Source organism: Achromobacter sp. 18P8.1.1 (genome assembly GCF_057799415.1).
In genome coordinates this window covers 18,034-41,160 of record NZ_JBYOKH010000059.1, presented here as the reverse complement: position 1 = coordinate 41,160, position 23,127 = coordinate 18,034, and the positions used below count along the sequence as shown (strand labels likewise).

The following is a 23,127-nucleotide window of genomic DNA, read 5'->3' as shown; positions in this document are numbered from 1 at the left end:
CGGCGCGCCTCGGAGGTCGACGCCGACATCCTGCTGGCAAGCCAGGGCTACCTGTTTTGCGCGCCGGAGAACCTGGCCAGCCTGAGCGGCGAAATGAAGGAATGCTTCGACCGCAACTACTACGCCGTGCTCGACCGGATCCAGGGCCTGCCCTACGGCTGCGCGATCAGCGCGGGCAGCGACGGCTCAGGCGCCGCACGGCAAGTTGAACGGATTTGCACCGGCTGGCGGCTGAAGGCTGTGGCGCCGGCGCTGATCGTCAACATGGGTGCGCAGACGGCCGAACAGATCTGGGCAGAGAAGACGGTGCGCGAGGAAGACCTGGCCAGGTGCGAGGAATTGGGGGGATTGCTGGCGGGAATGGTGCTGATGGGGGGATGATGGGTTACGCGCGGTCGCCGTGCCAAAAAGAAAAAGCCCTTCGGCATGCCGAAGGGCTTTTTGCTTGCAGGCGGATATCGCTTAGACGGCGGCCGTCACGACGATTTCGACCTTGAAGTCCGGGTTGGCCAGGCGGGCTTCGACCGTGGCGCGCGGAGGCGAATTACCGTCGGCGACCCATGCGTCCCATGCCTTGTTCATGCCGTCGAATTCCTTCATGTTGGCCACATAGATCTGGGCCATCAGGATCTTGGTCTTGTCGGTGCCGGCTTCGGCCAGCAGGCGATCGATCGTCGCCAGCACTTGCTCGGTCTGGCCGGTGATGTCCAGCTTGGCATCGTCAGGCACCTGGCCTGCCAGGTACGCGACGCCGTTGTACACGGCCATGTCCGACAGGCGCTTGGCGACGTGGAAGCGCTTGATGCTGCTCATGAATATTCCCCTAGAGTCGAGTTGAGTGGGTGGATCAATACAAGGAAACCAGCAATTTACCCCGAGCCGCCCTCAGGCGGGGGGCAGCTGGAACACCTGGCGCAGATATGCCAGGTAGGCGGGATCGTCGCACATGGTCTTTTCAGGCGCGTCGGACACCTTGGCCACGGGCTGGCCGTTGCAGCGGACCATCTTCATGACGATCTGCAGCGGTTCATGGCCGAGGTCGTTGGTCAGGTTGGTGCCGATGCCGAACGACACCTTGCAACGCCCGGCAAACTGGCGGGCCAGTTCGATCGCGCGCGGGAACGTCAGCGAATCCGAGAACACCAGGGTCTTGGCGCGGGGGTCCACGCGATTCTTCCGGTAGTGTTCCAGCAGACGCTCGCCCCAGACGAAGGGGTCGCCGGAGTCGTGGCGCGCGCCGTCGAAAAGCTTGCAGAAATACATATCGAAGTCGCGCAGGAAGGCATCCATGCCGTAGACGTCGGACAGCGCGATGCCCAGGTCGCCGCGGTATTCCTTGGCCCAGACTTCCAGCGCGTACACCTGGGAATCGCGCAGGCGCGGGCCGAGGGCCTGGCAGGCCTGCAGGTATTCATGGCCCATCGTGCCCAGCGGCAGCACTTCGTGCTGCTTGGCCAGCAGCACGTTGCTGGTGCCGGCAAAGTGCGGCCCCATCTGCGCCTTCATGGTGGACACGACTTCCTGGTGCCAGACTTTCGAGAAGCGGCGGCGCGTGCCGTATTCGGCCACGCGGAAATCGGCCAGCGCGGGGTCGTCCAGCACCAGGTGCATCTTGGACTGCAAGCGCTGGCGGCCTTCTTCCCAGTCGGGATTCTTGCGCGTGTTGCGGAAGTAGACCTCGTTGACGATGGCCAGCACCGGGATCTCGAACAGGATCGTGTGCAGCCACGGGCCCTTGACCTCGATCGAGATCTCGCCGGGCGCGTCGCCTTCGCTGATGTGGATGCAGCGCTCGGGCATGTGGAACAGCCCAAGGAAATCAACGAAGTCGCTCTTGATGAAACGCAAGCCGCCCAGGTAATCCAGTTCGTCCTGCGTGAAGCGCAACTGGCACAATTGGTGCACTTCTTCGCGGATTTCATCCAGATAGGGGCGCAAGTCGGCGCCCACGGTGCGGCACTTGTAACGGTACTCGACCTGTGCAGCGGGGAATTGATGCAGCACCACTTGCATCATGCTGAATTTGTACAGATCGGTGTCGAGCAGCGAAGTGATTATCATGATTGCGCGTATCGTTTCGCGACACCATAGCATAGAGGACAGGGGGTTCAGGGCGATGGGCCACGATGTCAATACGGGTATTACCGGCACATCCCGCCCGCATTGGGTAAAATCCGGGCAACAAGACACAAAAGCCGCCGATCCCGGAGTTCCTGAATGACCCACGTTGTCACCGAAAACTGTATTAAGTGCAAGTACACCGATTGCGTTGATGTGTGCCCGGTGGACTGTTTTCGTGAGGGTCCGAACTTCCTCGTGATCGATCCGGACGAATGCATCGACTGCGCCGTCTGCATCCCGGAATGCCCGGCCAATGCGATCTACGCCGAAGAAGACGTGCCGGAAGACCAACTGAATTTCATCGCGCTGAACGCCGAACTCTCTCCCGAGTTCGCCAGCATCAGCCGCGCCAAGAAGCCCCTGCCGGACGCCGACGACTGGAACGGCAAGCAGGACAAGCTGCAATACCTGGAAAAATAATCCGCGACGGCCGGCTGCCGCATGGCGGCCGGCATCGTGCGATGCCCCGATGACCGACGACTCCAAATACACGCGCCAGACCGTAACCCAGATCCATACCTGGGTGCCCGACAAGCTGTTCTCGGTGCGCGTGACGCGCGACGATGCGTATACGTTCCTGCCGGGCCAGTTCGCCCGGGTCGGTTTACCCGGGGCGGACGACCCAGACGGCCCGCCCACCCTGTGGCGCGCCTATTCCATGGTGTCGGCCCCGCACGAGTCCGGGTTGGAGTTCTATTCCATCGTGGTCCCCGACGGCCTGTTCAGCCCGCGCATGGCGCAGCTGCAGCCGGGCGACGCGCTGTACGTGGAAAAAACGCCCTACGGCTTCTTGACGCTGGAACGCTTCGCCCCGGGCGGCGACCTCTGGCTGCTGGCCTCCGGCACCGGGCTGTCCGCCTACCTGTCCATCCTGCGCGACCCCGCCACCTGGCGCGCCTACCGCCGCATCATCCTGGTGCATGGCGTGCGCACCGCGGCGGAGCTGGCCTACCGCGAAGAGATCGAGTCCTGGGGCACACGGCCCGAGCTGGCCGAGCTGTTCGCGGCCGACCCGCAAAAGCTCGTCTACCTGCCCATCGCGACCCGCGAAGCCCTGCCGGGTATGCCCCAGGCGCGTCTTACCACGCTGATCGCCGATGGCCAGCTGGAACGGCTGGCCGGGCAGCCGCTGGACCCCGAACACGCCAAGATCATGCTTTGCGGCAACCCCGAGATGCTGGCGGATGCCCGCAAGCTGCTGGGTGAACGCGGCTTCAAGCCGGGCCGCCGGGGCATCCCCGGCAACCTGGCGGTTGAGAATTACTGGTGATTCCGCACGACCCGGCTTAGTGCATAAATCCTCCGTTTGGGCTCTGGCCGGGGCAGGAAAACGCCCTAAACTGGTGCTTAATGGGATGACGGGTCTCTTTTTAGCAACAGAATCCCGGTCTTTGCGGCAGTTTCTTCAGGCTGATTGGATATATCTTTAGTCCTCGGCGCAATAATCGGGGCACACGCACGACCCAGAAGGACTTCCCCCAAATGCTGTACCAATTGCACGAAATGCAGCGCGCCTTCCTGACTCCGTTCGCTGCATTCACGGATGCCGGTTCCCAGCTGTTCTCCAGCCCCTACAGTCCCCTCGCCTACACCCCGATTTCCCGCCAGATGGCGGCCGGGTACGAGTTGATGACGCGGATCGGCAAGGAATATCAGAAGCCCGCCTGGAATCTTCCCGAGACTCAGATCAACGGCAAGTCCGTTCGCGTCACCGAAACCCTGGCGCTGGATAAGCCCTTCTGCCGCCTGGTGCACTTCCACCGCGACGTGCGCGCCGCCGGCCGCGACGACCCGAAGGTGCTGCTGGTTGCCCCGCTGTCCGGCCACCACGCCACGCTGCTGCGCGATACCGTGCGCGCCCTCCTGCCCAACCATGACGTCTACGTCACGGACTGGGTCGACGCCCGCATGGTGCCGCTGTCGGCGGGCCCGTTCCACTTGAACGACTACGTGCGCTATGTGCAGGATTTCATCCGGCACCTGGGCCCGGACGTGCACGTAATCTCGGTCTGCCAGCCCACCGTGCCGGTGCTGGCCGCCGTGTCGCTGATGGCGACCGCCAACGATCCCTGCCAGCCGCGCAGCATGGTGATGATGGGTGGCCCCATCGATCCGCGCCAGTCGCCCACGCAGGTGAACCGCCTGGCCACGACCAAGCCTTATTCGTGGTTTGAAAGCCAGGTGATCCACCCGGTCCCGCCCCGTTATCCGGGCGCCGGCCGCAAGGTCTACCCGGGCTTCCTGCAGCATGCCGGGTTCATGGCCATGAATCCCGACCGCCACATGAAGTCGCACTACGAGTTCTACCTGGACTTGCTGCGCGGCGACGACAGCGACGCCGAAGCGCATCGCCGCTTCTACGACGAATACAACGCCGTGCTGGACATGCCGGCCGAGTTCTACCTGGATACGATCCGCATGGTGTTCCAGGACTTCGCGCTGCCCAGCGGCACCTGGGAAGTGGACGGCCAGACCGTGCGCCCGGCCGATATCAAGCAGGTCGCCCTCTTCACCATCGAAGGCGAGCTGGACGATATTTCGGGCCAGGGACAGACGCGCGCAGCGATCAAGCTGTGCAAGAACATCCCGGCCGAGCGCAAGATGCACTACACCGCCCCCAACTGCGGCCATTACGGGATTTTCTCGGGCCGCCGATGGCGCGAAATGATCTGTCCTAAAATTGCCGAATTCATCCGGCAATCGGCTTGACGACGGCGTAACGCCGTCCGGCAGGTGACGCGCGGGCCCGGCCCGCGCGCCCTCAAGCCAGATCCGTATTCCACGGGGCCCGAGTGGCCCCTTTTTCTTTTATTGGCCTTACATGTCCTGTCGCTCACTTGCCGACCGCATCGACGCCTTGCTGCCCCAGACGCAATGCACCAAGTGCGGCTATGACGGCTGCCGGCCCTATGCCGACGCCATTGCCGAGGGCGCAGCCCCGATCAACCGCTGCCCGCCGGGCGGTGACGAAGGCATCACCGCGCTGGCCGCCCTGCTGCAGACCCCCGTCCTGCCGTTGGACCTGGAACGCGGCGAACCCGGCCCGCTGCTGGTCGCGCGCATCGACGAATCCCATTGCATCGGCTGTACGCTGTGTATCCAGGCCTGTCCGGTCGACGCCATCGTGGGCGCGAACAAGCATATGCACACGGTGCTGGCCGACTGGTGCACGGGTTGCGACCTGTGCGTGGCGCCCTGTCCGGTGGATTGCATCCAGATGGTCCCCGCCGGACGCGCCTGGAGCGCGCAGGACGCCGCTGTCAGCCGGCAGCGCCATCGCAGCCACCTGGCGCGCACCGAACGCCTGGCGGCCGACAACGCGCGCCTGATGGCGCCGGAAGCTCCCGCTCAGGCGTCTCCCGTTCAGGCCGCCGCCACTGACGCGCAAAGCGAAGACCGCAAGCGCTCCGCCATTGAATCCGCGCTGGCCCGCGCCCGGGCCCGCCGCAATCCGACGCAGTCATGAACGCAGCCAAACGCCGTGAGATCTTCGCCCGCCTGCAGGCGGCCAACCCCCACCCCACCACCGAACTGGAATACGACACCCCGTTCCAATTGCTGATCGCAGTGCTGCTGTCGGCGCAGGCGACCGACAAGTCGGTCAACATCGCCACGCGCAAGTTCTTCCCGCAGTACGGCACGCCCCAGGCCCTGCTGGACCTGGGCGAAGAAGGCCTGTCCGACTACATCAAGACGATCGGCCTGTACCGCACCAAGGCCAAGAACACGATCGCCACCTGTCGGATCCTGATCGAGCACCATGGCGGCGAAGTGCCGCAGACCCGCGAAGCGCTGGAGTCGCTGCCCGGCGTGGGCCGCAAGACGGCCAACGTGGTGCTGAACACCGCGTTCGGCCAACCGACCATGGCCGTGGACACGCACATCTTCCGTGTGTCCAACCGCACCGGCATTGCGCCCGGCAAGAACGTCCTGGAAGTCGAAGACAAACTGGTGAAGTTCGTGCCGCGTGAATACATGCAGGACGCCCATCACTGGCTGATCCTGCAGGGCCGCTACGTCTGCGTGGCGCGCAAACCCAAATGCCCGCAATGCGGCATTTCCGACCTGTGCGAATTCAAGCAGAAAACGCCTGCGTAAATGGGTCGTTCCGATTATTGCGGAATCATTTCATCGCGTGAAAAACCGGGTTTTCCCTCGCTGAAATTTGCATAAGGCGTTGATAAGAATCAACGCCTATTTGCTGCAACGCATTGGATAAGAAAAGGGTTTTCCCGCCTTGTGCGCCAAGTATTGTCGGCCTGTTGACAATTCAACATGCCGCACTGCAAAACCTATGTAAAACCCTCATGGAATTTTGATAAAGAGGTCCGCATACTCGCCGGCAACTCATCGGAAAACAACGAACAATCGTTGTATTTCACGACCCCGCGGGGGGCCTGCCGAAATCACGGCGGGTTGAGACCATAAAAATCAACGCCGGTGCAGCGGACATGGATGACACAATCCTGGAGACAAAAGGCCTCACCAAGGAGTTCCGCGGATTCGTCGCGGTCAATGGGGTCGATTTGCGTATCAAGCGGGGCGAGATTCATGCCTTGATCGGGCCTAACGGCGCGGGCAAGACGACTTGCTTCAACCTGCTTACCAAGTTCTTATCTCCCACGTCGGGAACGATCAAGTTCAACGGCATCGACATCACCGGCGATCGCCCCGCGCAGATCGCGCGGCGCGGCGTTATCCGCTCGTTCCAGATTTCGGCGGTGTTTCCCCACCTGACCGTGCTTGAAAACGTGCGGATCGGCTTGCAGCGCAAGACCGGCCTGTCGTTCCATTTCTGGCAAAGCGACAAACGCCTGGCGGCGCTGAACGAGCCTGCCCGCGCGCTGCTGGAACAGGTGGACCTGGGCGCCTTCGCGAACGAGACCACGGTGAACCTGCCGTATGGCCGCAAGCGCGCGCTGGAAATCGCGACGACCCTGGCGATGGAACCCGAACTGATGCTGCTGGACGAGCCCACCCAGGGCATGGGCCACGAAGACGTGGACCGCGTCACGCAGCTGATCAAGCGCGTGAGCGCCGGGCGCACCATCCTGATGGTCGAACACAACATGAACGTCGTGTCCTCCATTGCCAACACCATCACCGTGCTGGCGCGCGGCTCGGTGCTGGCCGAGGGCACGTACGCCGAAGTCTCGCGCCACCCGGCCGTGATGCAAGCCTACATGGGCACCACCGACGGCGAACTTCAAGGAGCGCACGCATGAGCACCCCGGCACTGGAAATCTCGGGCTTGCAAGCCTGGTACGGGGAATCGCACATCCTGCACGGCGTGGATATGCGCGTGGGGCAAGGCGAAGTCGTCACGCTGCTGGGCCGCAACGGCGCCGGCCGCACCACGACGCTGCGGGCCATTCTGGGCCTGACCGGATCGCGCAAGGGTTCGGTGCGCATCCACGGCACCGAAGCCATCGACCTGCCCACCTACAAGATCGCCCATCTGGGCGTGGGCTATTGCCCTGAAGAACGCGGCATCTTCGCCAGCCTGTCTTGCGAAGAAAACCTGCTGCTGCCCCCTGTCGTGGGCTCGCTGGGCGGCGGCATGTCGCTGGCCGAGATCTACGACATGTTCCCCAACCTGCAAGAGCGCCGGAATTCGCCCGGCACCCGCTTGTCGGGCGGCGAACAGCAAATGCTGGCGGTGGCGCGCATCCTGCGCACCGGCGCCAACCTGCTGCTGCTGGACGAAATCTCCGAAGGCCTGGCGCCGGTCATCGTGCAGGCGCTGGCCCGCATGATCACGACGCTCAAGCAGCGCGGCTACACCATCGTCATGGTGGAGCAGAACTTCCGCTTCGCGGCTCCCCTGGCCGATCGCTTCTATGTCATGGAGCACGGCCAGATCGTCGAGCATTTCGAAGCGGCAGAACTTTCAGAAAAACAGGACACGCTCAACGAATTGCTGGGCGTCTAAAACAACCTGTCATCCGCCGGAACCCCGGCAACACTACACCGTAGGGAAGAGGAGTCATCCCATGAAGCTGCACACTATCACTGCTGCACTGGCCATGGCGGGCCTGGGATTTGCAGGGGCGACCGCCCATGCGCAAGGTATCTCCGACGATGTCATCCGCATCGGCTTCATCACCGACATGTCGGGTGTGTATTCCGACATCGACGGCAAGGCTGGTCTGGACGCGATCCGCATGGCGATCGAAGACGCCGGCGGCTCGATCAACGGCAAGAAGATTGAAGTCGTCTCGGCCGACCACCAGAACAAGGCCGACGTCGCGTCGGCCCGCGTGCGCGAATGGTTCGACGAACAGAAGGTCGACGTCATTATCGCCGGCACGAACTCGTCGACCAGCCTGGCCATGGCCGGCGTGGCCGCAGCCAAGAAGAAGCCCTTCATGGCCATCGGCGCGGGCGCTTCGGACCTGACCAACGCGCAATGCTCCCCCTACACCGTGCACTATGCGTACGACACCGTGGCCCTGGCGCGCGGCACCGGTTCCGCCGTCGTGAAGGATGGCGGCAAGAGCTGGTTCTTCCTGACCGCCGACTACGCCTTCGGCCATGCGCTGGAGCGTGACACCATGGCGGTCGTCAAGGCCGCCGGCGGTGATGTGAGAGGCCAGGTGCGGGCGCCGCTGGGCGCCTCGGACTTCTCGTCCTTCCTGCTGCAAGCGCAAGCCTCCAAGGCGCAGATCCTGGGTCTGGCCAACGCGGGCGGCGACACCATCAACGCGATCAAAGCCGCCAATGAATTCGGCGTGACCAAGACCATGAAGATGGCGGGCCTGCTGGTCTTCATAAACGACGTGCACGCGCTGGGCCTGCAGGCCACGCAGGGCATGTACTTGACCGACGGCTGGTACTGGGACCAATCCGACGCTTCGCGCGCCTGGTCCAAGAAGTTCGAAGCCAAGGTCGGCCGCAAGCCGTCCATGCTGCAGGCCGGCGACTATTCCGCCCTCACCTTCTATCTGAACGCGGTCAAGGCCACCGGCACGGACGACGGCGATGCCGTCATGAAGTGGATGAAGTCCAACAAGATCAACGACTTCTTCGCCCAGGGCGGCTACGTGCGCGAAGACGGCCGCATGATCCACGACATGTACCTGATGCAGGTCAAGACCCCGGCCGAATCCAAGGCTCCGTGGGACTACTACAAGGTCGTGGCGACGCTGCCGGGCGACGAGGTCTACACCAAGTTGTCCGAGTCCACCTGCAAGCTGGTCAAGAAGTAATCACCGGCTTATGTGACCCCGAGGTGCGGCCAGGCGCAAGCCGCCGCCGCACCTTGCATTTGCTCGCTTCCATCCGTACGCGCAGGATTTTCACAAGATGACTGACCTTTTCGGCATCCCTATACAGGCCTTGTTCGGCCAGCTATTACTGGGCCTGGTCAACGGTTCCTTCTATGCCATGTTGTCGCTCGGGCTGGCCGTTATCTTCGGGCTGCTGAACGTCATCAACTTCGCGCACGGCGCGCTTTACATGCTGGGCGCGTTCGTCGCCTGGATGGGGCTGTCGTACCTGGGGTTGAACTACTGGGTCATGCTGATCCTGGCGCCGTTGGTCGTCGGGCTATTCGGCATCCTGATCGAGAAATTGCTGCTCAAGCACCTGTACAAACTCGATCACCTGTACGGCCTGCTGCTGACTTTCGGGCTGACGCTGCTGATCGAGGGGCTGTTCCGCAGCTTCTACGGCGTGTCGGGCCAACCCTATCCCACGCCGGAGGCCTTGCGCGGCGCGACCAATCTGGGCTTCATGATCCTGCCGAACTATCGCGGCTGGGTCGTAGGGGCGTCGGTGGTCGTGTGCCTGGCCACCTGGTTCGTGATCGAACGCACCCGCCTGGGCGCCCTGCTGCGTGCCGGCACCGAAAACCCGCGCCTGGTCGAGGCGTTCGGCGTGAACGTGCCCCGCATGATCACGCTGACCTACGGCTTCGGCGTGGCGCTGGCGGGCTTTGCCGGCGTGCTGGCTGCGCCCGTCCTGCAGATTTCCCCGCTGATGGGGTCCAACCTCATCATCGTCGTGTTCGCCGTGGTCGTGATCGGGGGCATGGGGTCCATCATGGGCGCCATCGTGACCGGTCTGGGCCTGGGCGTGATTGAAGGACTGACCAAGGTGTTCTGGCCCGAAGCCTCCAGCACCGTGGTGTTCATCATCATGGCCATCGTTCTGTTGATCCGCCCGGCCGGGCTGTTCGGAAAAGAAAAATGAATCGTCAACTCCTGGGCTATGCGGTCCTGGCCGTCGTGGTGGCCGCTCTACCCTTTCTCGGGGTGTATCCGATCTTCGCCATGAAGATCATGTGCTACGCGCTTTTCGCCTGCGCGTTCAACCTGCTGCTGGGCTTTACCGGGTTGCTGTCCTTCGGGCATGCCGCCTTCCTGGGCAGCGCGGCGTATGCCGCCGGCCATGCGATGAAGGTCTGGGGCTTCCCCACCGAAATCGGCCTGCTGTTCGGCGTAGGCGTGGCGGCGCTGCTGGGCCTGGCAATGGGCGCCATCGCCATCCGGCGCAGCGGCATCTACTTCGCCATGATCACCCTGGCATTGGCGCAGATGGTGTTCTTCTTCTTCCTGCAGGCCAAGTTCACCGGCGGCGAAGACGGTCTGCAAAGCGTGCCGCGCGGCACCTTGCTGGGGCTGGTCGACCTGTCCAAGGACATCAACCTGTACTACCTGGTGATGGCCATCTTCATCATCGGCTACTTCATCATCTGGCGCACGGTGAACTCGCCCTTCGGGCAAGTGCTGCAGGCGCTGCGCGAAAACGAGCCGCGCGCCATCTCGCTGGGCTACGACGTCGACCGCTTCAAGCTGCTGGCCTTCGTGCTGTCGGCCGCGCTGGCCGGCCTGGCGGGCGCCACCAAGACGCTGGTGTTCGTGTCGGCCACCCTGTCGGACGCCACCTGGCAGATGTCGGGGCTGGTCATCCTGATGACGCTGATCGGCGGGCTCGGTACCTTGACGGGCCCGATCCTGGGCGCCTTCATCGTGGTGCTGCTGGAGAACAAGGTGGGCGATTTCGGCCAGATGATGGCCAACCTGACCGGCGTGGACTGGTTCCTGCGCCTGGGTGAATCCGTCACCATCGTGATCGGCCTGATCTTCGTGATCTGCGTGCTGGCCTTCCGCCGCGGCATCGTGGGCGAATTCGGCGCCTTCATCGAACGCCGGCGCGCCGCCCGCGCCTGACCGGCACGCGCTTGCCACCCGAACGGGGCCGCACCATGCGGCCCCGTTTGCGTTTGGCCTGCGGCCAAGCACCCGTACAATAAAACGCACCCCATCACACAGGTGCCTGACCATGCGCAACCCGCATCCGCTCGCCCCCGTCATCGGCGCCCTGGCGCTGGCTGCGGCCCTCCTGGCCCCGGCCGCCCAAGCGGCGTCGCCCGCCCCCACCTGCGAAGTCAACCGGCCCATCCGCTTCAGCGGCCTGAACTGGGAGTCCAACCTGGTGCTGGCCGGCATTGAACGCTATGTGCTGGAACACGGCTACGGCTGCAAGACCACGGTCGAAATCGGCGAAACGCTGCCCATGCTGGCGGCGCTGCAACGTGGCGACGTCGACGTGACGCCCGAAGTGTGGCCCGGCCAGATCGAGGGCGCCTGGAAAAAGGCGCTGGCCAGCGGCAAGGTCCTGGGCGTGGGTCACGTATATGACGCCGGCGAAGGCTGGTATGTGCCCCGCTACACCGTCGAACGCCACCCGGAGCTGAAGGCCGCGTCCGATCTGGCACGCTTCAAGAACGTGTTCACTGACCCCGAAGACCCGGGCCGCGGCCGCATTTACGGCTGCCCCGCCGGCTGGGCCTGCGGCACCCTGAACGACAACTTGCTGCGCGCCCTGAAACTGGACAAGGACTACTCGCTGTTCGCGCCCGGCTCGGGCGCGGCGCAGAAGGCGGCCATCGTGTCGGCCTACAAGCGCAAGCGCGACATCGTCTTCTACTACTGGACTCCTACGTCGCTGGTGGGCGCGCTGGACCTGGTGAAGCTGGAGCTGCCCGCCTTCGACCAGGCGGCCTACACCTGCATGACCGATCCCAAGTGCGCCGATCCGGTCGCCACCGAGTTCAAGCCCAACCCCGTTGTCACGGGCGTGAACGCGGCGTTCGCCAAGGAAGCGCCCCGGATCGCCGAGTTCCTGGGCAAGCTGACCGTACCCGACGACGCCATCAACGCCACCCTGGGCTGGCTGGAGAACGAGGGCAAGGAACCCGAGGATGCGGCGCGCTATTTCCTGAAGCAGTACGGCCCCGTCTGGCGGCAATGGATGCCGGCGGAAGCCGCCGATCGCGTCCAGGCAGCGCTTGCGCGCGAGTGACGGACCGAGCGCAGCCGCCGCCTCATGTATCCTGGCGTTTCGGCGCCGAAGAAGCGCCTACCCGATTCAAGCAAAGGAAGATGAACATGGATGCCCTGTACTGGCACGACGGTCACTGGACCACCGAGAACCCCAAACTGCTCGGCCCCGCCGACCACGCCTTCTGGATGGCCAGCATGGTCTTTGACGGCGCGCGCGCGTTCCGCGGCCTGACGCCCGACCTGGACCTGCACTGCCAGCGCGTCGTGCGCTCGGCTGAAAAGATGCTGATGAAGCCGCAAATCGGTTGGGAAGCGATCCAGAAGCTGTGCCTGGAAGCCGTGGCCAAGTTCCCGGCGGGCACCGAGCTCTACATCAAGCCGATGTTCTACTGCGCCGACGGCTTCCTGCTGCCGGATGCCGACAAGACCCAATTCGTGCTGCACGTGTTCAAGGTGCCGATGCCCGGCGAGCAAGGTTTCTCGGCCTGCTTCTCCAGCTTTGCGCGTTCCTGGCCCAATATGGCGCCCACCGACGCCAAGGCGTCGTGCCTGTACCCCAACGGCCAGCGCGCCATCCGCGAAGCCGCGGAAAAGGGATTCGACAACGCCATCATGCTGGACGGCGCGGGCAACATCGCCGAATTCGCCACCAGCAACCTGTGGCTGGCCAAGAACGGCGTGGTGTCCACGCCTGTGGACAACGGCACGTTCCTGAACGGCATCACGCGCCGCCGCGTCCTGGCCTTGCTGAAGGCAGACGGCGTCGAAGTGCAGGAACGCAGCCTGACCCGCGCCGACGTCGAAGAGGCCGACGAAGTCTTCTCGTCCGGCAACTACGGCAAGGTGGTGCACGTGAACCGCGTGGAAGGCCGTGCGCTGGAATACGGCCCGCTGGCCCGCCGCGCGCACAAGCTGTACATGGACTACGCGGAAAGCACCGGCAGCCGCTGAACCGGCGCCGCCCCCTCTCGCACACCCTCGACGCTGCCCGCCCTTTCGCGGGCAGTGTCGTATTCAAGCGATGCCCGACGATGCAGACACGACGCGACTTTCTGCGCAACAGCGCAACCCTGGCAGGCGCCGGCAGTGCGCTGGCGCTGCTGCCGGCCTCCATCCGCCGCGCGCTGGCGATTCCCGCCAACCACCGCACCGGCACGATCCGCGATGTCGAACACATCGTGATCTTCATGCAGGAGAACCGCTCGTTCGACCATTATTTCGGCGGGTTGGCGGGTGTGCGCGGCTTTGGCGACCGCTTTCCCATCCCGGTGCCGGACAGTCCCGAGGCCCGCCATCGCACCGTCTGGGCGCAATACAACGACAAGCCCGACGAAGGCGCCCCGCGCACCGTACTGCCCTATCACCTGGACACGCGTGAAGCCTTCGAGACCTTGCGCATCGCCAGCACGCCGCACACCTGGTCCAACGCCCAGGATGCCTGGGAAGCCGGCCGCATGGGCCGCTGGCCCGCGGCCAAGAAGAACCATTCGATGGCGTACTACACCGAGGCCGACATGCCTTTCCAGTACGCCATGGCGCGCGCCTTCACCGTCTGTGACGCCTACCACTGCTCATTCACCGGCGGCACCAATACGAACCGGCTGTTCGTGTGGAGCGGCACGAACGATGGCGCCGGACGCGGCAATGGCCCGGCGCTGGGCAACGTCTACAACAAGCTCAAGGGCGGAGACCCCGCCCGCGCATACACGTGGACCACCTATCCGGAACGGCTGGAAGCCGCCGGCGTCAGCTGGCGCATCTACCAGGATATGGCGGACAACTACTCGCTGAATCCCACGGCCGGGTTCAAGGCCTATCGCGATGCCTACCACGGGGTGCCGGGATCGCTTGCCGCGCTGAAGGAAAAGGCGCTGACGACCCGTAGCCTGGACCGGTTGCGCCAGGACGTGCTGGACGGCACGCTGCCGCAGGTGTCGTGGATCTGCGCCACCAAGGCGGGATCCGAACACCCCAGCCCGTCCAGCCCCGCGCAAGGCGCGGACTATACGGCCCGCGTCCTGGATGCGCTGACCGCCAATCCCGAGGTCTGGAGCAAGACCGTCCTGCTGCTGATGTTCGATGAGAACGACGGCTTCTTCGATCACATGCCGCCGCCCGCACCTCCTTCGCGCGACGCCACGGGCGCACTGGCCGGCGCGTCCACCGTGGACACCCGCGGCGAATACCACGAGCTCATCACCGGGGTGGAAAAGGACGACACGCCGGCGCATCTGCACGGCGTCTACGGGCTGGGGCCGCGTGTGCCCATGTACGTGCTCTCGCCGTGGACCAAGGGCGGCTGGGTCAATTCGCAAGTGTTCGACCACACGTCGGTGCTGCGTTTCGTCGAGCAGCGCTTCGGCGTGGCCGAGCCGAATATCTCGCCCTGGCGCCGCGCCGTCTGCGGCGACCTGACGTCGATCTTCGATTTTGCCAACCCGGATGGCGCCGACCTGCTGCGCGACTTTCCCGCCACGGCCGAGCGGGCTGCGCAAGCCTCCGCGCTGCCCGGCACCGTGACGCCCCCTGCTCCCGCGCAACCGACGCTGGCTCGCCAGCAATCCGGCACGCGTCCCTCTCGCGCACTGCCTTATGCGCTGCATACCCACGCGCGGGTGGACGGCGACCGCGTCACGCTGCAATTCGAGAACGTCGGCGCGGCCGCCGCGGTGCTGCATGTCTACGACCGGCTGCATCTGGACCGCGGCCCGCGCCGCTACACCGTGGAAGCCGGCAAGCGGCTGGAAGGTGAATGGCTGACGGCCGGCGATGACGGCCGCTACGACCTGTGGGTGCTGGGGCCGAACGGGTTCCATCGCCATTGCACGGGGCGCGCGGTAGCCGGGGCGGTGCCGCCCTTGGAAGTCACCGCCACCTACGCCGGACCCGGCGCGTCCCTGCGGCTGACGGTGCAGAACCCCGGCCCCGAACCGCGCACGTTCCGTGTCGAGGCCAATGCCTACCGCCACCCGCCACAAACCGGCGCCGCATTGGCGCCCGGCGAATCCGTCGAACTGTCGTGGGACATGACCCGAACAGGCGGCTGGTATGACGTCACCGTGCATGTCCCCGACGACCTCGCCTGTACGCGCCGGCTGGCCGGACGCATTGAAACCGGCGCCCCTTCCACGTCCGACCCAGAAATGGGCCAGGAGCTGAACCTGCAATGGACACCCCAAGCGTGAAACCCCCGGCCCCCTACGAAAACGCCGTGACATTCCAGTTCGGCGACTCGCCCGAGCTGGCCGACGAACTGCTGGCGCTGGTGCTGGCCGGCACCAAGACGGCGACCTGCGGCGCTCTGCATCACTTCAACGACAAGGAGCCCGTGCCCGCGGCCGGGCGGCGCGACGTGGTGCTGGACGGCAAGGGCCGGCCCGCTTGCGTCATCGAGACCACCCATGTGCTGATCCAGCGCTTTGACCAGGTGGACGAAGCCTTCGCGCTGGCCGAGGGCGAAGGCCCGTACGATGCCTGGCGCGACGCGCACATCGGCTACTTCGAGCGCAACGGTGGCTATGCGCCGGACATGATGCTGGTCTGCGAACGCTTCCGCGTGGTCGAGGTGTTCGACAGATAAAAAAAGCCGGGCACCTGTCGGTGTCCGGCTTTTTCGGGATCGGCTTGGGGTGCCCGCTCAGTCTTTTTCCGCGCCCTTGCCCAGGCCAAGGTAGCTTTCGATGACCTTCGGATCGCCGGCCAGTTCGCGCGCCGGGCCGTGCAGGATCACTTCGCCGGTTTCCAGCACGTAGCCGTAGTCGGCCACTTGCAGGGCCGCGCGGGCGTTCTGCTCGACCAGCAGGATCGCCACGCCGGTTTCGCGCAGGCGCGCGATGATGTGGAAGATCTCGCGCACGATGCGCGGCGCCAGGCCCAGGCTGGGTTCGTCCAGCATCAGCAGCGTGGGCTTGGCCATCAGCGCACGGCCGACAGCCAGCATCTGGCGTTCGCCGCCGGACAAGGTGCCGGCCTGTTGGGCGCGGCGTTCACGCAGCCGCGGAAACAGGTCAAACACTTCGTTCAACGTGTCGCGCCAGCCGGCCTCGCGCGCCCGATAGCGGCGAAAGCCTCCCAACAGCAGGTTGTCTTCCACGGACATGGTGCCGAACAGTTCGCGGCGTTCGGGCACCAGCGACATGCCGGCCGCCACGCGGCGCTCCACCTGCCAGGTCGACACGTCGGTACCGGCGTACTGCACGGTGCCGGCGGAATGGCCGGTCTGCGGCAAAGAACCCATCATGGCGTTCAGCATGGTGGATTTGCCGGCGCCGTTGGCGCCGATCACGGTCACAATACTGCCGGCGGGCACGGTCAGGGAGGCGCCCACCAGCGCACCCACCTTGCCGTAGCGGGCCGACAGGTTGCTGACTTCCAGGACGGGGGTTTGCGTGGCGCTCATTGCACACCTCCGGCCGACACGGGCTTGGCCTGATCCGCTTCGGGCAGGTCGTCGTCGATGCCGCCCAGATAGGCTTCCAGCACCGCCGGGTTCTTTTGCACATCGGCCGGCACGCCTTCGGCCAGCTTGGTGCCGAAATCCATCACCACGAGGTGGTTGGTCAGGCGCATCACAAAATCCATATCGTGTTCGACGAGCAGAATGCTCATGCCTTCCGCGCGCAGTTGTTCCAGCACGCGCGCCAAGTCCTGCTTTTCCTTGTAGCGCAGGCCGGCGGCGGGTTCGTCCAGCAGCAACAGCACAGGATCGGACGCCAGGGCGCGCGCGATTTCCAGGATGCGTTGCTGGCCCAGTGCCAGGTTGCCCGCCTGCTCGTACAGGTACTCGCCCAGGCCCACCCGCTTGATCTGCTCGGCAGCCTCGTGCAGCAACTGCGCCTCGCGGGCGCGGTCCGAATGCAAGGCGCCCGCCAGCACGCCGACGTCGGAGCGCAAGTGCGCGCCCAGCGCCACGTTTTCCAGCACGGTCATGCCGGGCAGCAGTTGCACGTGCTGGAAGGTGCGGCCGACGCCCAGCTTGGCGATTTCGCGCGCCGAGCGGTTGTCGATGCGCTGGCCCATGAACGTGACCTTGCCGCGCGTCACCGGCAGTACGCCGCTGATCAGGTTGAAGGTCGTGCTCTTGCCGGCGCCGTTGGGGCCGATCAGGCCCATGATTTCGCCCGAACTGACCTTGAAGGTGATGTCGTTGACCGCGACCAGACCACCGAATTCCTTGCGGATGGCGTCCACTTCCAGCACGACCTGCCCCGCTTGCGGACGCTCGCGCGTCGGCAAGGCGGGCGCGGGCGCCGGCGGCGCCAGATTGCGACGCGAACCGTCGGCCCCGGTAACGCTGCCCCACCAGCCCGCCAGGATCGGCCACAGGCCGTTGCGGGCGTATTGCAGCATCAGAATCAGCAGCACGCCGAAAACGATCATTTCGAAGTTGGCGTTGGTATCCAGCAGCTTGGGCAGCAGGTTCTGCAACTGGTCCTTCAGCACCAGGATGACGCTGGAACCGAGCAAGGCGCCCCAGACGTAACCCGCACCGCCCACCACCGCCATGAACAGGTATTCAATGCCGTAGTTCAGGCCGAAGGGGCTGGGGCTGACGGCGCGCTGCATGTGCGCGTAGAGCCAGCCCGAAATGCAGGCCAGCAGTGCCGCCCAGACGAAGATCACGACCTTGTACGCGGCCGTGTTCACGCCCATGGATTCGGCCATGCCTGCGCCGCTTTTCAGCGCGCGGATGGCGCGGCCCGGACGCGAGTTCAGCAGATTCCGCGTGGCCCACAGCGCCAGCAGCACGAACACCCAGATCAGGTAATAGATGTGCCGGCCGCTGGCCAGCGAAATGCCGAAAACGCTGAGGGGTTCGATGCCGGCGATGCCGTCGTGCTTGCCCAGCCAATCGATATTGCCGAACAGGAAATACAGCGACAGGCCCCAGGCGATGGTGCCCAACGGCAGATAGTGGCCCGACAGGCGCAACGTGATCGCGCCCAGCAGATACGCCACGACGGCGGTGATGACCAGGCCGACGGGCAACGCCAGCCAGGGCGATACGTCGTACTGCGTGGTCAGGAAGGCGGTGGTGTAAGCACCCAGGCCAACGAACGCCGCCTGGCCGAAGGACGTCAGGCCGCCCACGCCGGTCAAGAGCACCAGCCCCAGCACGACCAGGCTCGCCAGGCCGATGTAATTGAGTTGCGTCACCCAGAATTCGGGCGTGACCGGCACCAACGGCAGGCCCGCCAGGACGACGATGAATACGGCAAGCAAAATGCGGTTCATGACGTTTATTCCTCTTCGTCCACGTGATGGGTGCTGAACGAACGCCACACCAGAACCGGGATAATCAGGGTAAAGACAATCACTTCCTTATAGGCGCTGGCCCAGAAGGACGAGAACGACTCCAGCACGCCGACCAGCAGCGAACCCGCCGCGGCGATGGGGTAGCTGGCCAGGCCGCCGATGATGGCGCCCACGAAGCCCTTCAAGCCGATCAGGAAGCCCGTGTCGTAGTAGACGGTGGTGATGGGCGCGATCAGCATGCCGGACATGGCGCCGATACCCACCGCCAGCGTGAACGTCAGGCTGCCGGACATGGTGGTGCTGATGCCGACCAGCCGCGCGCCGCGGCGGTTGACGGCGGTGGCGCGCAACGCGCGGCCATACAGCGTCTTGCCGAAGAACAGCCACAGGGCCACGATCAGCAGCGCGCAGGTCGCCACCACGAACAGGCTTTGCGCGGACCAGACCATGAAGCCCAGATCCACCTGGCCGCTGACGAACGCCGGCGTGCGCCAGCCTTCGGCGCCAAAAAACACCAGTGCCAGGCCCATCAAGGCAAAGTGCACGGCCACGGAGACGATCAGCAACACCAGCACGGTGGCTTCGGCCAACGGCTGGTAGACGATGCGGTAAACCATCGGGCCCATCGGGATCACCAGCAACAGCGTCAGCAGCATGTTCAGCCACAGCGAGTTGTCCGGTCCGGTATAGCTCTTGGTCACCCAGAACAGCGCCAGCGGCAGGACGACACAGGTGACCAGCGATTTGGGCAGGCCGGCGAAGCTGCGGGTGCGCACGGCGCGCAGCAGTTCAAGCGCCAGGCAGACGGCGCCCAGCAGCGGCAGCAGATAGGCGGTGCCGGGCACCTTGCCGTCCACCAGCATGGCGAGCGTCAAGGCGCCAAACGCCACGAACTCGCCCTGGGGAATGAAAATGACGCGCGTAACGGCGAAAACCAGCACCAGAGCCATGCCCAACAGGGCATAGATAGCGCCGTTGACGACACCGTCTTGCAGCAGGATCAGCGCAATTGAGGAATCCATCGAACAACTACCTTGTGATTTCTTGCTGATACGACACACCGGCCGGAAAGGCCGGTGCGAAGCATTGCTCGGGTGCCGCAAGACAAGCGCCAGCGACTGGCGCCTGCCTTACGTCGCGCACCCGTGGATCGGGCAATCCTGGGGAATTACAGGCCGGGCTGATAGACCCACTTGCCGCCTTCGACCTTGACGATGACGCGCGAACGCTCGTCAAAGCCGGCGTGGTCGGTGGGCGACATGTTGAACACGCCTTGCGAGGCGGCCAGATCCTTCACGCCTTCCAGCGCGTCGCGCATGGCGACGCGGAATTCCGGCGTGCCAGGCTTGGCGCCCGACTTCAACGCCACCGGCAATGCCGCCACGACCAGTTGGCCGGCATCCCACATGTGGCCGCCGAACGTGTTGGTCGAGCCGGCGCCGTTGGCCTTCTCGTAGGTCTCGACGTAGGCCAGGGCCGACTTCTTGACCGGGTTGGAATCAGGCAACTGGGCCGCCACCAGCAGCGGGCCGGCCGGCAGGAGCATGCCGTCGCAGTCCTTGCCGCAGACGCGCAGCACGTCGTTGTTGGCGGCGCCGTGGGTCTGATAGATGGTGCCGCCGTAGTTGCGGGCCTTCAGTTCTTTCTGCGGCAGGGCCGACGGGGTGCCGGCGCCGGCGATCAGGATGGCGTCGGGCTTTGCGCCGACCAGCTTCAGGACCTGGCCCGTCACGCTGGTGTCGGTGCGGCTGTATTTTTCAATGGCGACGATCTCGATGCCCTTGGCCTTGGCGGCCTTTTGCATCACGTCCAGCCAGCCGTCGCCGTAGGCGTCGGCAAAGCCGATGAAGCCCAGCGTCTTGACCTTGGACTTGGCCATGGCGTCAGCCAGGGCGCCGGCCATCAGCGCATCGTTCTGCGGGGTCTTGAAGACCCAGCGGCGCTTCTCGTCCACCGGCTCGACGATCTTGGCGCTGGCGGCCACGCTGATCATCGGCACCTTGGCTTCGGCGGCCACGTCCACCATGGCGAGCGAGCCCGGCGTCACGGACGTGCCGATCAGCACGTCGACCTTGTCGTCGGAGGCCAACTTGCGCGAGTTCTTGACGGCTTGCGTCGTGTCGGTGGCGTCGTCCAGGACGATCCATTCGATCTTCTGGCCGGCCACTTCCTTGGGCAGCAATGCCACGGTGTTGCGCTCGGGGATCCCCAGCGACGCGGCGGGGCCGGTGCTGGATACCGTCACGCCCACCTTGACCTGTGCGCTCGCCAGGAGCGGCAGAGTCAGGGCGAAAGCGGCAGCCGCCGCGGACAAGCCGAAGTGCTTGCGCATATTTTTGTCTCCTGTGGTGGCTCTTATGTGCCTCGATTGAGGCGAAGCGAGCCTAGTTAAAGTTATACAGAAAAAAATATTATATGGTTAAAACAGTATCAGATGACTTCCCACAACTACGGTAAATCCCTGATGTGCTACGGAAACCTTGTTTTAGCAAACGCATTCGTTAATGGCGAACTTGTACTAGAAAAACTTTCGGCGCGTCAGTTGGGGGATTCCCTGTGCCGCCAGCCTAGCGTCCCAGCATCGGCCAGACGCGTTCAACACGCGAGGCCACCCACGCCGCCACCACGGCCTTGACCAGATCGCCCGGCAGGAACACCGCCACCGCCGTCGCCGCCTTGGGCAGCCCCATCTTGGTCACCGACGCCAGCCACGGCACGCCAAAGGCATACACCACCGCGATGCCGCCCACGACGCATGCGGCCACATAACCCGCCAACACCGTCCAGGAGCTCGTGGCGCGGCCCGCCAGACGGCGCGCCAGCCAGCCCGTCACGAAGGCGCCCGCTACCATCCCGACCAGAAACCCGCCGGTGGGGCCGAAGAAGGCGCCCAGACCGCCCCGGCCGCCCGGCAGCACCGGCAGGCCGATCGCCGCCAGCGCCAGATACAGCAGGCAGGCCAGCGCGCCGCGCAGCGGCCCCAGCATCGCGCCGGCCAGCATGGCGCCCAGCGTCTGCAAGGTGATGGGCACCGGAATGCCGGGCAGTGGAATCGGCGGCATCAGGCTCAAGACGACGATCAGCGCCGCGAACAGCGCGATCAGCACGGTGTTATTGGATTTCATGGTTTCCCCTCTAAGGAATCAAGGCTGTGCGCGCCGCCCTCAGGGGCTGCGCGCGTCGATGGCTTCGGCGACTTCCTGGGCGCGCTTCAACGTCAGCACGATCAGCGGCACGATCAAGGCGACCGGGTGGGCGCCAAGCCCGCGGGCGGCTTGCGCTTCGCGGATCTCCTGGAAATTGCGCCAGATCTCGGGGACGAAGCGCAAGGCCAGCGCCAAGGCCAGTGCGACCTTGCCGGCATCCGCGAGGCCGATGCGTTCAAACGGCATCAGCGCGCGTTCGCAGACGGCGATCAGGTCCGAGGTGCGGGTGGCCAGCGTGACCGCCAGCGCCAGCCCCACCATCGCCCCGATGCGCAACACCACGGCCAGCGCCTCGACCCAGCCTTGAAACCATCCGGTGAACAGCGCGACAGCCAGCAGCACCCAGAGCAGCCCCCGCACCTGGCGCAAGACGGCGGCCGCAGCGACGCCCGTGGATCCGACCAGCGCTGCCGCCGCGGCAAATGCCAAAGCCAGCCAGCGCGGGTCGCGCAGCATGAACAGCCCTGCCCCGGCTCCGATCAACGCCGCGAGCTTCAGCCAGGCCGGCAGCCGGTGCAACGGCGACCGGCCGGCGACGTATAGCGGTTCCATCATGCGCAATGCTCCCGGTACCAGCGCAGGGCGGCGCCCGGCGTGTCGTCGGCGGCGATGCCCCCGTCGCGCACGACCAGCACGCGGTCGAAGTCTTCCAGCAGTTCCAGATCGTGGCTGACGACAATGGCGTCGTGAGGCAGCCCGGCAATGGCGTTGCGCACCCGGTTGCGGTTGCGCAGGTCCAGCTGGGTGGTGGGCTCGTCGAAGACGATCAGCGCCGGCTCCATCACCAGGACGGCCGCCAAGGCCACAAGCTGGCGCTCGCCGCCCGACAACGTGTGGCTGGTGCGGTCGGCCAGATGGCCCACGCCCAGCGCGCCCAATTGGGATTCGATGCGGCTTTCGCGCCGCGCCTTGTCGGGTTCCAGGCGCTTCAGGCCGAACGCCAGGTCTTCCCGCACGATGGGAAAGACAATCTGGTTCTCGGGGTTCTGGAACACGAAGCCGACCCGCTGGCGCACGGCCTTCAGGTCCCGGCGCGTATCCAGCCCATCCACCCGCACGCTGCCCGCGGAAGGCAGCACCAGGCCGTTGACCAGGCGCGCCAGGGTGCTCTTGCCGGCGCCGTTGGGGCCGACGATGCCGATGCGGCGTTCGGCCAGGGTCAGGCTCACCCCGCGCAACACTTCCGCCTGGGGCGTGGACACTACCGCCTGGTCAAACTCGATTAACATGGGGCGGGATTATGCCCGAACCATTTC

The 23,127-nt window shown here is 65.0% G+C and carries 24 protein-coding genes; 15 read left to right on the top strand and 9 right to left on the bottom strand.

The window, feature by feature from the left end; genetic code table 11:
* The coding region (locus tag AC27VE_RS26850; RefSeq protein WP_488705462.1) for a flavodoxin family protein at positions 1-381 on the top strand (381 nt) is incomplete at its 5' end.
* A gap of 81 nt (positions 382-462) precedes the next feature.
* Here AC27VE_RS26850 and AC27VE_RS26845 read toward each other — a convergent pair.
* Complete coding sequence (locus AC27VE_RS26845) at positions 463-813, bottom strand: RidA family protein (protein ID WP_006223803.1); 351 nt, start codon at positions 811-813, stop codon at positions 463-465.
* Between the two features lie 72 nt (positions 814-885).
* Entirely contained in the window at positions 886-2,061 is a 1,176-nt protein-coding gene (gene pncB / locus AC27VE_RS26840) for a nicotinate phosphoribosyltransferase (RefSeq protein ID WP_006223802.1), read from the bottom strand.
* Positions 2,062-2,217: 156 nt separating this feature from the next.
* Between pncB and fdxA the strand changes: the two genes are divergently transcribed.
* The 14 genes from fdxA to AC27VE_RS26770 all read left to right on the top strand — a co-directional run bounded on the left by fdxA (position 2,218) and on the right by AC27VE_RS26770 (position 15,990).
* On the top strand, positions 2,218-2,541 hold the full coding sequence (fdxA, locus tag AC27VE_RS26835) for a ferredoxin FdxA (protein WP_488705461.1): 324 nt from the start codon (positions 2,218-2,220) through the stop codon (positions 2,539-2,541).
* 49 nt (positions 2,542-2,590) lie between these two features.
* Positions 2,591-3,391, top strand: a complete 801-nt coding sequence (locus AC27VE_RS26830; RefSeq protein ID WP_088587967.1) for a ferredoxin--NADP reductase — start codon at positions 2,591-2,593, stop codon at positions 3,389-3,391.
* 212 nt (positions 3,392-3,603) lie between these two features.
* Positions 3,604-4,830: a polyhydroxyalkanoate depolymerase gene (locus tag AC27VE_RS26825; protein WP_280025639.1), complete on the top strand. Its 1,227-nt coding sequence runs from the start codon at positions 3,604-3,606 to the stop codon at positions 4,828-4,830.
* A gap of 112 nt (positions 4,831-4,942) precedes the next feature.
* Positions 4,943-5,587, top strand: coding sequence for an electron transport complex subunit RsxB (rsxB, locus tag AC27VE_RS26820; RefSeq protein WP_488705460.1), 645 nt, complete (start codon positions 4,943-4,945; stop codon positions 5,585-5,587).
* Positions 5,584-6,219, top strand: coding sequence for an endonuclease III (nth, locus tag AC27VE_RS26815; protein WP_280025643.1), 636 nt, complete (start codon positions 5,584-5,586; stop codon positions 6,217-6,219). Before rsxB ends, nth begins: the two co-directional genes overlap by 4 nt.
* Positions 6,220-6,572: 353 nt before the next feature.
* Entirely contained in the window at positions 6,573-7,346 is a 774-nt protein-coding gene (locus AC27VE_RS26810; protein ID WP_006223797.1) for an ABC transporter ATP-binding protein, read from the top strand.
* On the top strand, positions 7,343-8,053 hold the full coding sequence (locus tag AC27VE_RS26805) for an ABC transporter ATP-binding protein (protein WP_006223796.1): 711 nt from the start codon (positions 7,343-7,345) through the stop codon (positions 8,051-8,053). The genes AC27VE_RS26810 and AC27VE_RS26805 overlap by 4 nt, the downstream gene beginning before the upstream one ends.
* A gap of 61 nt (positions 8,054-8,114) precedes the next feature.
* Positions 8,115-9,329 carry an ABC transporter substrate-binding protein gene (locus AC27VE_RS26800; protein WP_006223795.1) on the top strand — a complete coding sequence of 405 codons (1,215 nt, stop codon included), beginning with the start codon at positions 8,115-8,117 and terminating at the stop codon, positions 9,327-9,329.
* 97 nt (positions 9,330-9,426) lie between these two features.
* Entirely contained in the window at positions 9,427-10,314 is an 888-nt protein-coding gene (locus AC27VE_RS26795; RefSeq protein WP_427957094.1) for a branched-chain amino acid ABC transporter permease, read from the top strand.
* Positions 10,311-11,294: a branched-chain amino acid ABC transporter permease gene (locus AC27VE_RS26790; RefSeq protein WP_006223793.1), complete on the top strand. Its 984-nt coding sequence runs from the start codon at positions 10,311-10,313 to the stop codon at positions 11,292-11,294. The genes AC27VE_RS26795 and AC27VE_RS26790 overlap by 4 nt, the downstream gene beginning before the upstream one ends.
* Before the next feature lie 112 nt (positions 11,295-11,406).
* Complete coding sequence (locus tag AC27VE_RS26785) at positions 11,407-12,429, top strand: ABC transporter substrate-binding protein (protein ID WP_427957093.1); 1,023 nt, start codon at positions 11,407-11,409, stop codon at positions 12,427-12,429.
* Positions 12,430-12,515: 86 nt separating this feature from the next.
* Positions 12,516-13,361, top strand: a complete 846-nt coding sequence (locus tag AC27VE_RS26780; protein ID WP_035212823.1) for a branched-chain amino acid aminotransferase — start codon at positions 12,516-12,518, stop codon at positions 13,359-13,361.
* 80 nt (positions 13,362-13,441) lie between these two features.
* The gene (locus AC27VE_RS26775; protein WP_488705459.1) at positions 13,442-15,595 is read left to right on the top strand and encodes a phosphocholine-specific phospholipase C; all 2,154 of its coding nucleotides are present in this window, start codon (positions 13,442-13,444) and stop codon (positions 15,593-15,595) included.
* Positions 15,592-15,990 (top strand): ASCH domain-containing protein, encoded by a 399-nt coding sequence (locus AC27VE_RS26770; RefSeq protein WP_488705458.1) that lies wholly within the window; start codon positions 15,592-15,594, stop codon positions 15,988-15,990. The genes AC27VE_RS26775 and AC27VE_RS26770 overlap by 4 nt, the downstream gene beginning before the upstream one ends.
* Before the next feature lie 57 nt (positions 15,991-16,047).
* On the opposite strand, the gene AC27VE_RS26765 is transcribed toward AC27VE_RS26770, so the two are convergent.
* The 7 genes from AC27VE_RS26765 to AC27VE_RS26735 form a co-directional block, all read right to left on the bottom strand.
* A complete protein-coding gene (locus AC27VE_RS26765) occupies positions 16,048-16,809 on the bottom strand; it encodes an ABC transporter ATP-binding protein (RefSeq protein ID WP_315132436.1) in 762 nt (253 codons plus the stop codon).
* Complete coding sequence (locus tag AC27VE_RS26760; protein WP_088587960.1) at positions 16,806-18,644, bottom strand: branched-chain amino acid ABC transporter ATP-binding protein/permease; 1,839 nt, start codon at positions 18,642-18,644, stop codon at positions 16,806-16,808. Before AC27VE_RS26760 ends, AC27VE_RS26765 begins: the two co-directional genes overlap by 4 nt.
* A 5-nt stretch (positions 18,645-18,649) precedes the next feature.
* Positions 18,650-19,687, bottom strand: a complete 1,038-nt coding sequence (locus tag AC27VE_RS26755) for a branched-chain amino acid ABC transporter permease (protein WP_006223786.1) — start codon at positions 19,685-19,687, stop codon at positions 18,650-18,652.
* 146 nt (positions 19,688-19,833) lie between these two features.
* The gene (locus AC27VE_RS26750) at positions 19,834-20,997 is read right to left on the bottom strand and encodes an ABC transporter substrate-binding protein (protein ID WP_315132445.1); all 1,164 of its coding nucleotides are present in this window, start codon (positions 20,995-20,997) and stop codon (positions 19,834-19,836) included.
* A gap of 235 nt (positions 20,998-21,232) precedes the next feature.
* On the bottom strand, positions 21,233-21,790 hold the full coding sequence (locus AC27VE_RS26745; RefSeq protein WP_488705457.1) for a biotin transporter BioY: 558 nt from the start codon (positions 21,788-21,790) through the stop codon (positions 21,233-21,235).
* A 39-nt stretch (positions 21,791-21,829) separates the two neighbouring features.
* Complete coding sequence (locus tag AC27VE_RS26740) at positions 21,830-22,426, bottom strand: energy-coupling factor transporter transmembrane component T family protein (RefSeq protein WP_488705456.1); 597 nt, start codon at positions 22,424-22,426, stop codon at positions 21,830-21,832.
* On the bottom strand, positions 22,423-23,100 hold the full coding sequence (locus tag AC27VE_RS26735) for an energy-coupling factor ABC transporter ATP-binding protein (protein ID WP_088587956.1): 678 nt from the start codon (positions 23,098-23,100) through the stop codon (positions 22,423-22,425). The genes AC27VE_RS26740 and AC27VE_RS26735 overlap by 4 nt, the downstream gene beginning before the upstream one ends.
* Between the last annotated feature and the right edge of the window lie 27 nt (positions 23,101-23,127).

What these genes read in the sequence shown, in the direction of transcription:
- AC27VE_RS26845 (WP_006223803.1), bottom strand. Translation starts at nt 813, where the DNA reads ATGAGCAGCATCAAGCGCTTCCACGTCGCCAAGCGCCTGTCGGACATG.
- pncB (WP_006223802.1), bottom strand. Translation starts at nt 2,061, where the DNA reads ATGATAATCACTTCGCTGCTCGACACCGATCTGTACAAATTCAGCATG.
- fdxA (WP_488705461.1), top strand. Translation starts at nt 2,218, where the DNA reads ATGACCCACGTTGTCACCGAAAACTGTATTAAGTGCAAGTACACCGAT.
- AC27VE_RS26830 (WP_088587967.1), top strand. Translation starts at nt 2,591, where the DNA reads ATGACCGACGACTCCAAATACACGCGCCAGACCGTAACCCAGATCCAT.
- AC27VE_RS26825 (WP_280025639.1), top strand. Translation starts at nt 3,604, where the DNA reads ATGCTGTACCAATTGCACGAAATGCAGCGCGCCTTCCTGACTCCGTTC.
- rsxB (WP_488705460.1), top strand. Translation starts at nt 4,943, where the DNA reads ATGTCCTGTCGCTCACTTGCCGACCGCATCGACGCCTTGCTGCCCCAG.
- nth (WP_280025643.1), top strand. Translation starts at nt 5,584, where the DNA reads ATGAACGCAGCCAAACGCCGTGAGATCTTCGCCCGCCTGCAGGCGGCC.
- AC27VE_RS26810 (WP_006223797.1), top strand. Translation starts at nt 6,573, where the DNA reads ATGGATGACACAATCCTGGAGACAAAAGGCCTCACCAAGGAGTTCCGC.
- AC27VE_RS26805 (WP_006223796.1), top strand. Translation starts at nt 7,343, where the DNA reads ATGAGCACCCCGGCACTGGAAATCTCGGGCTTGCAAGCCTGGTACGGG.
- AC27VE_RS26800 (WP_006223795.1), top strand. Translation starts at nt 8,115, where the DNA reads ATGAAGCTGCACACTATCACTGCTGCACTGGCCATGGCGGGCCTGGGA.
- AC27VE_RS26795 (WP_427957094.1), top strand. Translation starts at nt 9,427, where the DNA reads ATGACTGACCTTTTCGGCATCCCTATACAGGCCTTGTTCGGCCAGCTA.
- AC27VE_RS26790 (WP_006223793.1), top strand. Translation starts at nt 10,311, where the DNA reads ATGAATCGTCAACTCCTGGGCTATGCGGTCCTGGCCGTCGTGGTGGCC.
- AC27VE_RS26785 (WP_427957093.1), top strand. Translation starts at nt 11,407, where the DNA reads ATGCGCAACCCGCATCCGCTCGCCCCCGTCATCGGCGCCCTGGCGCTG.
- AC27VE_RS26780 (WP_035212823.1), top strand. Translation starts at nt 12,516, where the DNA reads ATGGATGCCCTGTACTGGCACGACGGTCACTGGACCACCGAGAACCCC.
- AC27VE_RS26775 (WP_488705459.1), top strand. Translation starts at nt 13,442, where the DNA reads ATGCAGACACGACGCGACTTTCTGCGCAACAGCGCAACCCTGGCAGGC.
- AC27VE_RS26765 (WP_315132436.1), bottom strand. Translation starts at nt 16,809, where the DNA reads ATGAGCGCCACGCAAACCCCCGTCCTGGAAGTCAGCAACCTGTCGGCC.
- AC27VE_RS26760 (WP_088587960.1), bottom strand. Translation starts at nt 18,644, where the DNA reads ATGAACCGCATTTTGCTTGCCGTATTCATCGTCGTCCTGGCGGGCCTG.
- AC27VE_RS26755 (WP_006223786.1), bottom strand. Translation starts at nt 19,687, where the DNA reads ATGGATTCCTCAATTGCGCTGATCCTGCTGCAAGACGGTGTCGTCAAC.
- AC27VE_RS26750 (WP_315132445.1), bottom strand. Translation starts at nt 20,997, where the DNA reads ATGCGCAAGCACTTCGGCTTGTCCGCGGCGGCTGCCGCTTTCGCCCTG.
- AC27VE_RS26745 (WP_488705457.1), bottom strand. Translation starts at nt 21,790, where the DNA reads ATGAAATCCAATAACACCGTGCTGATCGCGCTGTTCGCGGCGCTGATC.
- AC27VE_RS26740 (WP_488705456.1), bottom strand. Translation starts at nt 22,426, where the DNA reads ATGATGGAACCGCTATACGTCGCCGGCCGGTCGCCGTTGCACCGGCTG.
- AC27VE_RS26735 (WP_088587956.1), bottom strand. Translation starts at nt 23,100, where the DNA reads ATGTTAATCGAGTTTGACCAGGCGGTAGTGTCCACGCCCCAGGCGGAA.